Source organism: Streptomyces sp. SLBN-31, assembly GCF_006715395.1.
GTDB lineage: Bacteria > Actinomycetota > Actinomycetes > Streptomycetales > Streptomycetaceae > Streptomyces.
Map to the genome: position 1 here is coordinate 1,018,378 of NZ_VFNC01000002.1, position 14,256 is coordinate 1,032,633.

Annotated in this window: 12 protein-coding genes; 9 read left to right on the top strand and 3 right to left on the bottom strand. The window is 72.3% G+C overall.

Annotated elements, in window-relative coordinates; genetic code table 11:
* Positions 1-36 precede the first annotated feature (36 nt).
* Positions 37-1,236, top strand: coding sequence for a glycosyltransferase (locus FBY22_RS24640; RefSeq protein ID WP_142149409.1), 1,200 nt, complete (start codon positions 37-39; stop codon positions 1,234-1,236).
* 15 nt (positions 1,237-1,251) lie between these two features.
* On the opposite strand, the gene FBY22_RS24645 is transcribed toward FBY22_RS24640, so the two are convergent.
* Positions 1,252-2,544, bottom strand: a complete 1,293-nt coding sequence (locus FBY22_RS24645) for a TerD family protein (RefSeq protein ID WP_142152498.1) — start codon at positions 2,542-2,544, stop codon at positions 1,252-1,254.
* A 300-nt stretch (positions 2,545-2,844) separates the two neighbouring features.
* Between FBY22_RS24645 and FBY22_RS24650 the strand changes: the two genes are divergently transcribed.
* From FBY22_RS24650 to FBY22_RS24665, 4 genes are all read left to right on the top strand, one after another.
* The gene (locus FBY22_RS24650; RefSeq protein ID WP_058927034.1) at positions 2,845-3,270 is read left to right on the top strand and encodes a DUF6643 family protein; all 426 of its coding nucleotides are present in this window, start codon (positions 2,845-2,847) and stop codon (positions 3,268-3,270) included.
* A gap of 42 nt (positions 3,271-3,312) precedes the next feature.
* Positions 3,313-4,140, top strand: a complete 828-nt coding sequence (locus tag FBY22_RS24655) for an MOSC domain-containing protein (protein WP_142149411.1) — start codon at positions 3,313-3,315, stop codon at positions 4,138-4,140.
* A gap of 200 nt (positions 4,141-4,340) precedes the next feature.
* Complete coding sequence (locus FBY22_RS24660; protein WP_142149413.1) at positions 4,341-4,946, top strand: hypothetical protein; 606 nt, start codon at positions 4,341-4,343, stop codon at positions 4,944-4,946.
* A gap of 111 nt (positions 4,947-5,057) precedes the next feature.
* Positions 5,058-7,499, top strand: a complete 2,442-nt coding sequence (locus FBY22_RS24665) for a right-handed parallel beta-helix repeat-containing protein (RefSeq protein ID WP_174267256.1) — start codon at positions 5,058-5,060, stop codon at positions 7,497-7,499.
* Here the strand turns inward: FBY22_RS24665 and FBY22_RS24670 are convergent.
* Entirely contained in the window at positions 7,490-9,811 is a 2,322-nt protein-coding gene (locus FBY22_RS24670) for a lipase family protein (protein ID WP_142149417.1), read from the bottom strand. The genes FBY22_RS24665 and FBY22_RS24670 overlap by 10 nt on opposite strands.
* A 290-nt stretch (positions 9,812-10,101) precedes the next feature.
* Between FBY22_RS24670 and FBY22_RS24675 the strand changes: the two genes are divergently transcribed.
* On the top strand, positions 10,102-10,920 hold the full coding sequence (locus tag FBY22_RS24675; RefSeq protein WP_142149419.1) for a DeoR/GlpR family DNA-binding transcription regulator: 819 nt from the start codon (positions 10,102-10,104) through the stop codon (positions 10,918-10,920).
* A 92-nt stretch (positions 10,921-11,012) separates the two neighbouring features.
* Complete coding sequence (locus FBY22_RS24680) at positions 11,013-11,489, top strand: SRPBCC family protein (RefSeq protein ID WP_142149421.1); 477 nt, start codon at positions 11,013-11,015, stop codon at positions 11,487-11,489.
* A gap of 234 nt (positions 11,490-11,723) precedes the next feature.
* Here FBY22_RS24680 and FBY22_RS24685 read toward each other — a convergent pair whose 3' ends face one another.
* Positions 11,724-12,845: a PLP-dependent cysteine synthase family protein gene (locus FBY22_RS24685; protein ID WP_142149423.1), complete on the bottom strand. Its 1,122-nt coding sequence runs from the start codon at positions 12,843-12,845 to the stop codon at positions 11,724-11,726.
* Between the two features lie 326 nt (positions 12,846-13,171).
* On the opposite strand from FBY22_RS24685, the gene FBY22_RS24690 reads away from it, so the two are divergent.
* Both FBY22_RS24690 and FBY22_RS24695 read left to right on the top strand, forming a co-directional pair.
* The gene (locus tag FBY22_RS24690) at positions 13,172-13,495 is read left to right on the top strand and encodes a hypothetical protein (RefSeq protein ID WP_142149425.1); all 324 of its coding nucleotides are present in this window, start codon (positions 13,172-13,174) and stop codon (positions 13,493-13,495) included.
* A gap of 217 nt (positions 13,496-13,712) precedes the next feature.
* A complete protein-coding gene (locus FBY22_RS24695; protein WP_142149427.1) occupies positions 13,713-14,243 on the top strand; it encodes an ATP-binding protein in 531 nt (176 codons plus the stop codon).
* Positions 14,244-14,256 lie beyond the last annotated feature (13 nt).

Consider the following 14,256-nt stretch of genomic DNA (forward strand, 5'->3'; position numbering starts at 1 on the left):
GCCACGATAGACGATGAGCCGTTCGGGGCCGGTCGGGTGGGGCAGACTGCGCGGGTGAGCGCCATCGTGTGGACCGCCGCCGTATCCCTCGCCGCCTGGCTGTGGCTGCTGCTGTGTCAGGGCTTCTTCTGGCGCACGGACGTCAGGCTGCCGCCCCGCCAGGATCCCGGCGACTGGCCCCCGGTGTGCGTCGTCGTCCCGGCTCGCGACGAGGCGGCAGTCCTGCCCGCCGCCCTGCCTTCTCTGCTCGCGCAGGACTATCCCGGGCAGGCGGAGGTCTTCCTGATCGACGACGGCAGCTCGGACGGCACGGGCGAACTGGCCCGCGAACTGGCCAAGTCCCACGGCGGGCTGCCCCTGACCGTGGGCTCCCCCGGCGAGCCGCCGGCCGGCTGGACGGGCAAGCTGTGGGCCGTGCGGCACGGCATCGGTCTGGCACGCGCGCGGGGACCGGAGTACCTGCTGCTGACGGACGCCGACATCGCGCACGCGCCGGACACTCTGCGCGAGCTGGTCGCGGCGGCGCGCACCGGCGGCTTCGACGTGGTGTCGCAGATGGCCCGGCTGCGGGTGGAGAGCGCGTGGGAGCGGCTCGTGGTCCCGGCGTTCGTCTATTTCTTCGCGCAGCTGTATCCCTTCCGCCGGATCGGCGGGCGGCGGGCGCGGACGGCCGCCGCGGCGGGCGGCTGCGTCCTGATGCGTGCGGACACCGCCGAGCGGGCGCGGATCCCGGACGCCATCCGGCATGCCGTGATCGACGACGTGGCGCTGGCGCGGACGGTGAAGGGCGCCGGCGGGCACATCTGGCTGGGGCTGGCCGAGAAGGTGGACAGCGTCCGGCCCTATCCACGGCTGCACGACCTGTGGCGGATGGTGTCGCGCAGCGCGTACGCCCAGCTGCGCCACAATCCCCTGCTGCTGCTCGGGACGGTCGCCGGGCTGCTGGTGGTCTATCTGGTGCCGCCGGTGGCCCTGGTCGCGGGGCTGGTGGCGGGACACCCGGCGGCGGCCGTCCTCGGCGGGCTCGCCTGGCTGGTGATGACGGGCACGTACGTGCCGATGCTCCGCTACTACCGCCAGCCGCTGTGGCTCGCCCCGCTGCTGCCGTTCACCGCGTGCCTGTACCTCCTGATGACCATGGACTCGGCGGTGCAGCACTACCGCGGGCGGGGCGCGGCCTGGAAGGGCCGCACGTACGCGCGCCCGGACACCGTCGCGGACGAGCGGACTCTCTGAGGGCTCCCAGGGCGGTCACTTCCGGCCGGGGGTCCAGTTCATGCCCCAGCCGTAGGCGTAGTCGACGGTGCGCTGGGGGCTCACCCCGCGCTCGGGCACCAGATAACGGGCCTCGCGCTGGACGATCAGATCGCCGCCGGTGTTGGTGATCAGGGCGAGCGCGCACACGGTGGAGGGGACCGTGCACTCGTCGAGCGAGAAGTCGATCGCCGCGCCGTACTGCGGCTGAAGGGTGACCGTGGCGTGCAGGTCGGCGAAGGAACGCGCTCCCTCGTAGATGGTCACGAAGACGAGGATCCGCCGGAAGCTCGCCCTGTGGTCGAGGTTGACGGTGAGGTTCTCGCCGCTGGATACGGCGCCGGTGCGGTCGTCGCCGTCGAGGTGGATGTACGGCGGGCGGTTCAGGGAACCGAAGGCGTTGCCGAGTGCCTGTACGACTCCCTTGCTGCCGTCGGTGAGTTCGTACAGTGCGCACAGGTCGAGATCGAGGTCGGCGTGCATCGCCACCGCGCGGCCCCGCTTGCTGCCCCATCCCGAGAACTGCTTGCGCACCTCCCAGTTGAGGTTCACGCGCATGGCGCCGGAGGTGCCGCCCTGTTTGGTCAGGGAGACCGCCGGGGCCGCCTTGGTCAGGGTGATTTTGCTCAGGCGGACCGGTGCGGTGGGGGGCGCGGGGGGCTGGACGGGGGCCGGGGGGCCGGCCGGCGCCGGCATCGTCACGGGCGGCGGAACGGTCGCCGGCCGGTCGACCGGGGGCGCCGTGGGAGCGGCGGCGGACGGGGTCTGCTGGGGTTCGTCCACGGTGATGCCGAAGTCCGTGGCGAGGCCCTCCAGTCCGCTGCTGTATCCCTGGCCGACCGCACGGAATTTCCACGCGCCCTGCCGACGGTAGAACTCACCCAGGACGAAAGCGGTTTCTAGACTCGCGCCGGTGCTGTCGAATCGAGCGATGACCGCATTGGAGCCGGCATCGCGGACTTCGATATAGAGATCCGGGACCTGTCCGAACGTACCGCCGTCGGCGGACGCGGCAAGGACGACGGTCTCGATCGACGCCTCCACGCGCGCGAGGTCGACGAGGAGGGTGTCGGTGATCCTGCCGCCGCCGTCGCTCTTGCCCTCATGCCGCACCGCCCCGGAAGCGTGCGTGGGCTGGTTGTAGAAGACGAAGTCGCTGTCGGAGCGGACCTTGCGGCCCACCAGCAGCAGCGCCGAGGCGTCCGCATCGGGGACCCCGGGCCCGGAGCGCCAGCCCAATTCCACCCGCAGCGCCGTCGTCGGCACCGGAGTATTCGATCCTTTGGGCATTGACATGTCCGCCCCCTCGCGTGTCACAGCGCCGCTCCGCGCCCGGAAGCCGCCTTCGGGTTCTCCGTCTGCCCACAACCTATTCCTCAGGGCGGCGAACTCCCATGCGGGGCGCGACGAGACCCTCCGCGACCCGCCGGTAACCCGCCCGGAACTCGGCCTTTACCCGATCACGGCCCCGCGCGGCGCCCCTTTTTGGCACGTTCGATCGCATTGGGCATCCCGGGCCACTGCAGACACGGAAAACAACCTTCTTATCGGTCTCCCCAACCAGCACATCGTGGGCTTAACTTATGTGCCATGACCTCCCCCCGCTCCACTTATGGCGGCGGTTACTACTCCGCCTTCCCGGACACTCCGATCTACGACAGGCTCGTCGCCGAGCGGGGTACCCCGCAGATCGCTCCGATCAGGGTCCCCGCCGCCTACGACATGCCGGGCAGCAATCTGCCCGCGCTGCCGTCGGCCCTGCCCGCCCTCCCGGCGGGCCCGTCCCAGCCCTCCTACGGCTACCCGCAGGCGCAGCAGCCCTCACCGCTGCAACAGGCGCCCGCCGCCTACATCCCGCAGCAGGCCACCGCGCCGCGCGGCTATCCCGGCCCCCAGCAGCAGCCGCAGCGCCCCATGGCGGCCGGCACGGGCTACGAGGCCATGCGTCCCGCGGCTCCTCGTCCTGCGGCCCCCTACCAGGATCCGTACAACCAGCAGCAGTACCGCGGCTACTGAGCCGCTCTCCCCGCTGTCGCCGCCGCCTGGCACGATGGCCCCATGGGGAATGCGCGGCTGCGGTCGATTCACGTTCATCCGGTCAAGGCGTTCCGGGGCCTCGCGCCCCGGGAGGCCGTCGTGGAGCCCTGGGGGCTGGCCGGGGATCGGCGCTGGGCGCTGATCGACGACGGGGGAAAGGTCGTCACACAACGTCAGCAACCGCGTCTCGCACTGGCCGCCGCCGAGCTCCTGCCCGGCGGCGGCGTCCGGCTGTCCGCCCCGGGCATGGACCCATTGACGGTGCCGGTGCCGCGGCCGCAGGGCACGGTGACGTTGGAGATCTTCGGTGACAAGGTGGAGGGCGTCCTCGCGGAGCAGCCGGCCGCACACGCCTGGTGCAGCGAGTACCTGGGCGCCGGGACCCGCCTCGTGCACATGGACGATCCGGCTGTGCGCCGCCCCGTCGAGCCGGAGTTCGCGCTCCCGGGCGAGACGGTGACCTTCGCGGACGGTTATCCCCTGCTGCTCACCACCGACGCCTCCCTCGACGCCCTCAACTCCCTGATCGCGCAGGGTCCGCATCAGGCCGAGGGCCCGCTGCCGATGAACCGGTTCCGGCCCAACCTCGTCGTCTCCGGCACCGCCGCCTGGGCCGAGGACGACTGGACGCGCATCGCGGTCGGGGAGGTGACCTTCCGGGTCGCCAAGGTGTGCGGGCGCTGCGTCGTCACGACGACCGACCAGTCCACGGCCGAGGTGGGCAAGGAGCCCCTGCGCACGCTGGGACGCCACCGCCGGATGGGCAACAAGCTGGTCTTCGGCCAGAACCTGGTGCCCCTCGAGCGCGGCACCATCCGGACCGGCGACGCTGTCACGATCCTCGAGTAGGCCCCGCCGACAGGTCTCGACGAAAGATCCGGCCAACACCCGCGCCCCGGGAACCGGCGCCGGGGCGCCGGGCGTTGCATGTTCGGTGAGAACTCCATGAAAGGCCCCGCGGAGGTGATTTCGCTCTCTCTTCGACGGGGCCCGGCCGTGGACGACTCCGCCAGGGGCTATCACGGAGTGGGGAAGGGGGGTGCGGGACGGTGCGAGCGATCGGCGGACTATGGCGCTGGCGGCACAATCCGCTGCGCCGCACGAGCGATCTGGTCGAGGCGTGGGTGGCGCTGGTCGCCCTGCTGCTGATCCTGGCCGCCGCGCCCGTGGTCGGCTCCCTCGTCGGCCGCGTCGCCCAGAACTCCCTTCAGCAGTCCGTCCGCGATCAGCGCGCCGCGCGTCACGCGGTCACGGCCACCGTGGTGCACAAGCTCGACCGCTCCCCGCTGGACACCGACCCCGAGACCTCCTCGGCGCGCGACCTGCGCAGCCGCGTCCTCGCCGACTGGACGGCCCCCGACGGCACCGCACACCACGCCGTGACCCTGGCCGCCCTCAAGTCCCCGCACCCTGGCGACCACTTCACGATATGGACGGACACCCACGGCCGGCTGGTGGCCCGTCCGCTGGACCCGGCGACGGCGACGACCCACGCGGTGCTCGCCGGATTCGGCGCCGCCCTGCTGACCGCGGGCGCCGTCGAGGGCACCCGGCGATTGATCCTCTGGCGCATGGTCCTTCGCCGTTACGCCCGTTGGGACCGGGCCTGGGACCGGGCGGGCCCGGACTGGGGCAGGACCGGCACCGGCAGCTGACGGCCTTCCGGCTCTGGTCAACCCACCCCCCGCGCGCACGCTACGGTGGACCGGCCGAGCTCGTTCGGCAGCAGGAACCCGCGTACTACGAGGTGGGGGCACAGCAACGCCATGGCACAGGGCACGGTCCAGGTGACGCACACCGGAACATCGCGGTGGCGGCGCCGCACGGGTGAGTACGCGTCGCTCGCCGCCGCCCTGGAGGCCGCGGCCGACGGCGACGTCCTCACCGTCGCACCCGGCACCTACCGGGAGAACCTCGTCGTGCAGCGGGCGGTGACGCTGCGCGGCCCCGAGGGCTCCCCCGGTTCGGTGCGGATCGCGCCCCTGGACGGCGTACCGCTGACCGTGCGATCCTCCGCCGTGGTCCAGGACCTGCACGTGGAGGGCCAGGACGCGGCCGCGCCCGCGCTGCTGGTCGAGGAGGGCACGCCGGAGCTGCTGGACGTGCGGATCGTGACCCGGTCGGCGGCCGGGATCGAGGTGCGCGGAGGCGCGCGGCCCACCGTACGACGCTGCACGGTCGACAATCCGGCGGGCATCGGCATCGCCGTACTCGACGGCGGCAGCGGGGTGTTCGAGGAGTGCGAGGTGGTCGCGGCCGGGCAGGCGGGCGTCGCGGTCCGCGGCGGCGCGCACCCGCGTCTGGAGCGCTGCCGGGTCCACCACGCCTCGGGCTCGGGGCTGACGGCGACGGGGGAGAACTCCGCCCTGGAGGCGGTCGGTTGCGAGGTGTACGAGGTCCGCGGCAGCGGGGTGCAGATCACCGGCCGGGCCACCGCCCATCTGACGGACTGCGATGTGCACCGCACCACGGCGGACGGGGTCACCCTCGACACGGACGCGGTCCTCACCCTCGCTGACTGCCGTATCCACGACATCCCGGAGAACGCGGTCGACCTGCGGTCGCGTTCGGTGCTGACGCTGACGCGCACGACGGTGCGTCAGTTCGGGCGCAACGGCCTGTCGGTGTGGGACCCGGGCACGCGGGTGGACGCCAACCAGTGCGAGATCTTCGACAGCACCGGCGACTACCCGGCGGTGTGGGTCAGTGACGGAGCCACGGCGGTGCTGGAGTCCTGCCGGGTGCACGACGTGCCCGACGCCCTGTTCGTCCTGGACCGCGGTTCCCGCGCGGACGTCGTCGACAGCGACCTGTCGCAGGTGCGCAACACGGCCGTCTCGGTGAGTGACGGAGCGATGGCCCAGCTCGACGACTGCCGGATCCGGGACGCGGCGACGGGCGCCTGGTTCCGCGACCACGGCAGCGGCGGCACCCTCAACAACTGCACCGTGGACGGCACCCAGACCGGTGTGATCGTCACCAAGGGCGCCGATCCGACCATCGAACGGTGCACGGTCGACTCCCCCGCCGAGGCCGGCTTCTATGTGTCGGCCGGCGGCCGAGGCAGCTTCCTGAACTGCCGGGTGACGGGCAGCGGCGGCTACGGCTTCCATGTGATCGACGGCTGCCGCACGACGCTGCGCAAGTGCCGTACGGAGCGGTGCGCGCGCGGGGGTTACGAGTTCGCCGACGCCGGCCCGGACGCCGCCGCCGGCACGGGCCCCGACGTCGAGGACTGCACCAGCGACGAGAGCGGCTCCGGCGTGCGCCCGCCGGCGGCACGGGAGACGGCGGTGCAGACGGCGCACCAGTCCCCCGGTCTGCTGGGCGCCATTCCGGGGCAGCGCGTCACCGAGCAGGGACCGCAGGCCGTCCCCGCGGAACCGGAGCAGCCGACGCGGACCTCGAAGGCCGTGCTCGGTGAACTCGACGCGCTGGTCGGCCTGAACAGCGTCAAGCGCGAGGTGCGGGCGCTGACCGACATGATCGAGGTGGGCCGCCGCCGGCAGCAGGCGGGCCTGAAGGCGGCCTCGGTCAAGCGGCACCTCGTCTTCACCGGCTCCCCCGGCACCGGCAAGACCACCGTGGCGCGCCTCTACGGCGAGATCCTCGCCTCCCTCGGGGTGCTGGAGAAGGGTCACCTCGTCGAGGTCTCCCGTGTCGACCTGGTCGGCGAGCACATCGGGTCGACGGCGATCCGCACCCAGGAGGCGTTCGACAGGGCGCGCGGCGGGGTGCTGTTCATCGACGAGGCCTACGCCCTCTCGCCGGAGGACTCGGGTCGGGACTTCGGCAAGGAGGCCATCGACACCCTGGTGAAGCTGATGGAGGACCACCGGGACGCGGTGGTCGTCATCGTGGCGGGCTACACCGCCGAGATGGAACGGTTCCTTTCGGTCAACCCCGGTGTGGCGTCCCGTTTCTCACGGACCATCACCTTCAGCGACTACAGCCCCGAGGAGCTGCTGCGGATCGTCGGACAGCAGGCCGACGAGCACGAGTACCGGCTGGCGGAGGGCACCGCGGAGGCGCTGCTGAAGTACTTCACGGCGATCCCGAAGGGCCCGGCGTTCGGCAACGGCCGCACCGCGCGGCAGACCTTCGAGGCGATGGTCGAGCGGCACGCGAGCCGGGTCGCCCAGGTCGACGAGCCGAGCACGGACGACCTGACGCTCCTCTACGCCGAGGACCTGCCCGACTACCCCTGAGGGCGCGGGGCCGGCACCTCCGGGCGCAGCCGGGCCAGCAGCCGTTCCCGTTCCTCGGCGAAGACGGGGTCGGCCTGGTAGTCGCTGTGCCCGAGGATCGGCGCGGGCAGCGGATGGCGGGCGGTGCGGCCGTAGGCGAGGGGGTCCCTCAGCGGTGTGTGGTCGACCTCGGGGCCGCAGTCGCCGGGCAGCCGTACGGGACCGCCGATCGGGTCGGTCAGCCGGTAGAGGTTGCGCCAGCAGTCGACCTCCTGGTGCAGGGAGCTGAGCGCGGCCGGGCCGAAGTGGGCGGGGAACCAGCGGCCGTAGAGGCGCTCCAGGGGTGAGCCGTAGGTCAGCAGCGCGACCCGCTTGCGGTCGGACGGCTCGAGTTGCCAGGCCGCCGCCGCGGCGAGGACGCTGCCCTGGGAGTGGCCGGAGATGACCAGTCGGCCGCCAGTGGCGCGGGTCCAGGTGGCCATGCGCCAGGTGAGGTCCGGGACCGCCCGCTCGGCGTAGCAGGGCGGGGCGAAGGGGTGGGCGGCGCGCGGCCAGAAGGTGCCGACGTCCCACAGGATGCCGATGGTGCGGCGGGCGGAGGCGTCCTTGTAGGCGCGCCGGCCCCAGGTGACGAAGAGGATGAAGCCGACGCCGATCAGCCAGGAGCCCAGCGCCTGGGCGGTCTGTGCGGTGCCGTGCACGAAGGCCTGACCGTCGCGGGCGGCCGGGGCGGGTGCCTCGTCGGTGAATGCGGCCCCCGCCAACGCGGCGGCGCCCAGCACCAGGGTGGCGGCGGCGGTCACGGCGGCGATGAGAGGGCCTCGGTCGGTGAGCGTGGCCATCGCGCGCGTGGTGGCGATGGCGCGGGTGCGGGCGGCGTCCCGGCGCTTCCCGGGGTATTCGGCCTCCACCTCCTCCAGCTCGCCGCGGCGCAGCCGCCAGGTGCCGCGTCCCAGCCAGCCGCACACCATCAGCAGGACGAGGAGGAGGACGGGGATGACGGAGGACTGCCAGGTCAGCAGGACGGGCGGCCCGTCGATGGAGGCCCTGGTGCCGTCCAGCCAGTCCGACAGGCGCTGGGAGACGCCGCCGGACATCACCCCGCCGAGGGCGCAGGCCAGCATCGCGACGGCCGGTCCGGCCAGGCCCCGCATCGCCGCCCGGGGATCGGGGTGGGTGCGGTACAGGAGACGCGCCACCACGCCGAGGGCGATGACCAGACCTCCCTGGGCGAGCGCGATGGAGCCGAACGTGGTGCCGCCGCCCAGCAGCCGGCCCTCCGACTCCCACCCCGGGCGCTCCCAGCCGGCGTACACCGCGGCGAGCAGCAGCAGTGCGAGGGCGGCCAGCGGCAGACGTCGTACGAGATGCCTGTCGAGCCGCCGGTCCAGACGGTTCTCGGTGCGCCCACGGCGGCAGATCACCCACAGCGTCACGACGGCGTTGGCGGCGAGCGCGGCGTACAGGAGCCATCCCAGCGTGTCGAGGAGGGCGGGGCCACCCGGTTCCCGGTCGAAGCGGGCCGCCGAGGAGGCCAGGGCCGCGGCGACCGTCAGCAGACCGGCCGCCGTGTGCGCGGCCCGCAGCCGGGCGACCAGGCGGCGGCCGTACCAGAAGCCGGGGCGGCCCAGGGAGGTGCGGACGCTGTCCTCCTCGGATTCGTCGGGGTGGGAGACCGGCTGAACCGATTCGTACGCGCTCCAGGTGCGGCGCGAGAGGTACCACAGCAGGCCGGTGAGCGCCGTGGGGACCAGGGCGGCCAGGGCGAGGCGGCGGCCGGGGCGGCTCCACCAGCCGTCGTGCGAGGCCTCCGGTGAGAGAAAGCCCAGCCAGGAGTGGCGCGCCGCGCACGCGCGGGTGCCGGCGCACTGCCAGGCCGCGAGGTCGAGGGCGACCTCGCAGGCGGCGGCGACCAGCAGCACGGTCAGGGTCAGGCCGGCGAGGCGGACGAGCAGCCCGTAGAAGCGGACCGTGCGGGCGCGTCCGCGAGCGGTGGGGCGCATCCAGTGGGCGAGGTTGACGACCATGAACGGCAGCAGCAGGAGCCACAGGGCACGCGCGCTGTTGCCGGAGGTGAGATTGCACCAGACGTAGGCCTCCGGGACCGGGCGGCCCCGATAGTCCTCGGGTCGGCTCTCGGCGTCCGTGTCCTCGGCCCTTCGGAAGACGGCGGCCGTGTCGTCGCCGGTGACCCGCACCGTGCGCGGATCCCCGAGCATGTCCTGTGGAGTGGTGCCGCCCACCCCGTGGACCAGCAGTTCCAGGGCGATTCCGGATTTCCCGGCCGGCCGGCCGGGGCCTTCCGTCGAGGCGGCTTCCTGCGCGCGTTCCACTGTTCGCACTTCCCCCATGACGAGCCGTCGGCTTGTGCCCGTGCGGCCTCAAGGATCTCCGCCGCGGCGGCGCCCTACACCTCTTCTCACCGAATCTCCCCTATACGTGTGACAAGCGGCGGGCGGATGATGCCTGGCCGGCATGCACGCGTCGTGACAGTCGGTGGCGCCGCCGGGACCAAGGCGTGCGAGGATGGGACGTCCGCGCACCGGGGCCGGGAAGAATGTCCTTGTCGGAGAGGGTGTGCCGGGCGTGTCGGACTGCATGTGGCGAAAGGACCGGAGCGTACGTGAGTGAGAATCAGAACCTCCTCGCGGAGCAGCGGCGCGCCCTGATCCTGGACGAGGTGCGGCGCCGGGGCGGGGTCCGTGTGAACGAGCTGACGCGCAAGCTCGGCGTGTCGGACATGACCGTGCGCCGCGACCTGGACGCGCTGGCCCGGCAGGGCGTGCTGGAGAAGGTGCACGGCGGCGCGGTGCCCGTGGTCGAGGCGAGCACCCACGAGCCGGGTTTCGAGGCCAAGTCGGGTCTGGAGCTGACGGCCAAGGAGGACATCGCGCGGTCGGCGGCCGAGCTGGTCGCCCCGGGCAGCGCGATCGCTCTGTCGGGCGGTACGACGACGTACGCGCTGGCCCACCAGCTGGTCGACGTGCCCGATCTGACCGTGGTGACCAACTCGGTGCGGGTCGCCGACGTCTTCCACGCGGCGCAGCGCAGCTCCGGACCCCGGCAGGGCGCGGCGACCGTGGTCCTGACCGGCGGGGTGCGCACCCCGTCCGACTCGCTGGTGGGGCCGGTCGCCGACCAGGCGATCGCCGCGCTCCACTTCGACGTGCTCTTCCTCGGTGTGCACGGCATATCGGTCGAGGCCGGCCTGTCGACGCCGAACCTCGCGGAGGCCGAGACCAACCGCCGTCTGGTGCAGTCCGCGCGGCGGGTCGTGGTGGTCGCCGACCACACCAAGTGGGGTGTCGTCGGCCTGAGTTCGTTCGCGGCGCTGGAGCAGGTCGACACGCTGGTGACGGATGCGGGGCTGGCGGGCGAGGCCCGCGAGGAGATCGCCGATCACCTGCGGCGGCTGGTGGTGGCGGGCGAGCCGGAGGACTGACCCCGGCGGGGCGGTGCTGACATCTGACGGGACGCCAGTTATCGTGACGTCGCCCAGGTCAACCACCCTTACCCGCAAGGGGGTTCGCGTTCATGGCCAACCGTCTGCGCCCTGTCGGGCTCGACTTCATCGCGACCGCCCCGGTACGGCTGGTCTTCGCACAGGAGATCTCCGCGGCACCCGAGACGGTCTTCCACGCCCTCAACGACGACGTGCCGGGCTGGGCGGAGTGGTTCGCGGCCGTGACGCACGCCCGGTCGATCGACGACGGCGCCGGGCGCGACATCCGGCTCAAGGGCGGCGGACGCTTCCGGGAGACGGTCATCGCCGCCAAGGAGCCGGAGCTGTACGCCTACCGGGTCGACGTGACCAACGCGCCGGGCGCCCGTGCACTCGCCGAGGAGTGGCGGCTGATACCGGCCGGAACCGGCACGCGCGTGCAGTGGACCTTCGGCGCGGACGGGACGGCACCTTTCCGGTGGGTGATGAAGGCGGCACGCGCCGGGCTCGGCCGAGCCTTCCGGGACGCGGTGACGTCACTGGACCGACGGCTTGCGGAACGGGGGTAGCGCCGCTGGGCGCGGGGCGTCTGATGCCGCGCGCGGAACGGCGGGTGCCGCACGGCGCAGGGCGCATGGCACCGGGCTGGATCGGGGGCAACCGCGCGGCGCGGGGCGCCTGACACCCTCAGTGGCCCGAGGGCGCCGCGGTGTCCTGGCGGTAGCCATTCAACTTCGGACGTGAGCGCCGGGTGGCCGTCGCCGGCAGTGACTCGATCTCGGCCGGGCGCGCGGGCGCAGCCGTCAGCGCCACACGCCCGTCGCCAGCAGTGACTCGATCGCCGTGGTGTACGGCGCGATGTCCAGGCCCTGTTCGATGAGCCACGCGTCCGAGTAGTACTTGTCGAGATAGCGGTCGCCCGGGTCGCACAGCAGGGTCACCACGCTCCCCTGCCGTCCCGCGGCCACCATCTCCGCGACGATCTTCAGCGCGCTCCACAGCCCGGTGCCCGTCGAACCCCCCGCCTTGCGGCCGATGGCCCGCTCCAGGGCCCGCACGGCAGCCACACTCGCCGCGTCCGGAACCTTCATCATCCGGTCGATCGCGCCGGGTACGAAGCTCGGCTCCATGCGGGGTCGGCCGATGCCCTCGATGCGGGAGCCGCAGTCGCAGGTGACGTCCGGATCGCCGGTGGTCCAGCCGTCGAAGAAGCAGGAGTTCTCCGGGTCGGCGACGCAGATACGAGTGTCGTACTGCATGTAGTGCACGTAGCGGGCGAGGGTCGCCGAGGTGCCGCCGGTGCCGGCCGTCGCGACGATCCACGCGGGCTCCGGGAACCGCTCCAACTCAAGCTGACGGAAGATGGATTCGGCGATGTTGTTGTTGCCTCGCCAGTCGGTGGCCCGCTCGGCGTAGGTGAACTGGTCCATGTAGTGGCCGCCCGTCTCCGCAGCCAGGCGGGCCGACTCCTCGTACATCTTCCGCGAGTCGTCCACGAAGTGGCACTGCCCGCCGTGGAACTCGATCAGTCGGCACTTCTCGGCGCTCGTCGTGCGTGGCATGACGGCGATGAAGGGCACGCCGATCAGCTTCGCGAAGTACGCCTCCGACACGGCCGTCGAGCCGCTGGACGCCTCGATCACCGGGCGGCCCGGCCGGATCCAGCCGTTGCACAGTCCGTAGAGGAAGAGCGAGCGGGCGAGGCGGTGCTTGAGGCTGCCGGTCGGGTGGGTCGACTCGTCCTTCAGGTACAGGTCGATGCCCCACTTCTCGGGCAGCGGGAAGCGCAGGAGGTGGGTGTCGGCCGAGCGGTTGGCGTCGGCCTGGACCTTTCGCACGGCTTCTTTCAGCCAGTGGCGGTAGGCGGCGTCGCTGTGGTCGACGTCGAGGGTTTCGCCGGTCGGGGCTTGCTGTGTGGTGCTCACCACGGGCTCCTTACGCTTCGCGCCGACGGCGTGTCGCGCTGCCGACACCTCGATCATAGACACCTTCCGCACCCGTCTCACCTGCATAAACACCCCTTTGAGCAGCCCAAAGGACACCTGGGGGCGCGATCGGGCGGGCGTGGGGGCGCATTCGCGCGAGTGCTCCGGATGCCCGGTGCGAGCGCGCCATGCGCACTGGTGCTCGACGGCGGGTGCGGGCAGACTGCACCGAACGGGGCGGCACACTGGATCACGAAAGGCGCTGGACCGGAGCCCGCGAAGGAGCCACGGGCCGGCGCACCCACGCGTACGAGGGGGCATACGGCATGGCGGAGCCGGAGTTCACGGCTACGGGCGTGCGGATCGAGAAGCGGCTGCGTTCGCTCACCCGGGCCGGGCAGGTCCGGATCACGGACGGCAGAGTGCAGCTGCTGACCAGTTACGGCAGCGAGATCGACAGCGCGCCGATACAGACAGTGCGCGCCTCCAAGCCGTGGTTCGCGGCCGACGACCGGGCGCTCGCCGACCTCAACGGCAAGCGCTACACGCTCACACTCGGCGACCACGACCCCGCGCCGGGCGAAGGGGGGCCGCCGGCGGCACGGCGGTTCATCGAAGCCGTGCGGAGGGCCGCGGGGCGCGGGGGCTGACCCGGCCTGGTCCGATGACGCAGAGCCCGCGCGGGGTGACGGCGAGTTGCGGTCCCGCGCCTCTTGCGTCACGCTGGTCTCACGTCACTCTGGGTTTACCGGCGATAACGCTGCGAACCAGCCCGCCGGGCACGACAGCAGCCGACCATCTCCGTCCGGGCCGCTGCTGCATCCGAACTCCGTGTTCTTCCGGACCTCAAGTCGGGGAGTCGCAGCCGTGATCAGTCACCCAAGCAGGCACTGCACGGTGGAGCTCCAAGCCCTGCCGTCGCGGATCGGCCAGGTCCGCAGAATCCTTTCAGCGCAGTTGCGCTACTGGCATCTCGATCCCCTCATAGACCGGGCCGCGCTCGCCGTGACCGAGCTGCTGACCAACGTCCACCGGCACGCCCAACCGGACAAACAGTGCACCGTCAAGATCGAGCTTCTGCTGGACAGGCTCACGGTCTCGGTGCGCGACCACGACCCGCGCCTGCCCGAAGTGCGGGACGTGGAGCCTTGCGCCACCAGCGGGCGCGGGCTCGCCATGGTGGCCGCGGTGAGCGAGAGCTGGGGGGTACGGCCCGAGGGCGAGTCCGGCAAGGTCGTGTGGTTCACGCTCCCCGCATCCGCCGTGACGGTCACCGCGCCCAGCCGGCGCCCACGGCGTACGGCCGAGAAACCCGTACGGCGCTTCGTCGAGCCCGAGCACGCGGTGGAGGGGCACAGGGCCGGGCATGCTCCCGCCCGGTCGGCCGTTGTCGGTTGACCGGGCGGTGATG

Coding starts and splice junctions, on each gene's coding strand:
- FBY22_RS24645 (WP_142152498.1), bottom strand. CDS start 2,544: ATGCCCAAAGGATCGAATACTCCGGTGCCGACGACGGCGCTGCGGGTG.
- FBY22_RS24690 (WP_142149425.1), top strand. CDS start 13,172: ATGGCGGAGCCGGAGTTCACGGCTACGGGCGTGCGGATCGAGAAGCGG.
- FBY22_RS24650 (WP_058927034.1), top strand. CDS start 2,845: ATGACCTCCCCCCGCTCCACTTATGGCGGCGGTTACTACTCCGCCTTC.
- FBY22_RS24655 (WP_142149411.1), top strand. CDS start 3,313: ATGGGGAATGCGCGGCTGCGGTCGATTCACGTTCATCCGGTCAAGGCG.
- FBY22_RS24665 (WP_174267256.1), top strand. CDS start 5,058: ATGGCACAGGGCACGGTCCAGGTGACGCACACCGGAACATCGCGGTGG.
- FBY22_RS24680 (WP_142149421.1), top strand. CDS start 11,013: ATGGCCAACCGTCTGCGCCCTGTCGGGCTCGACTTCATCGCGACCGCC.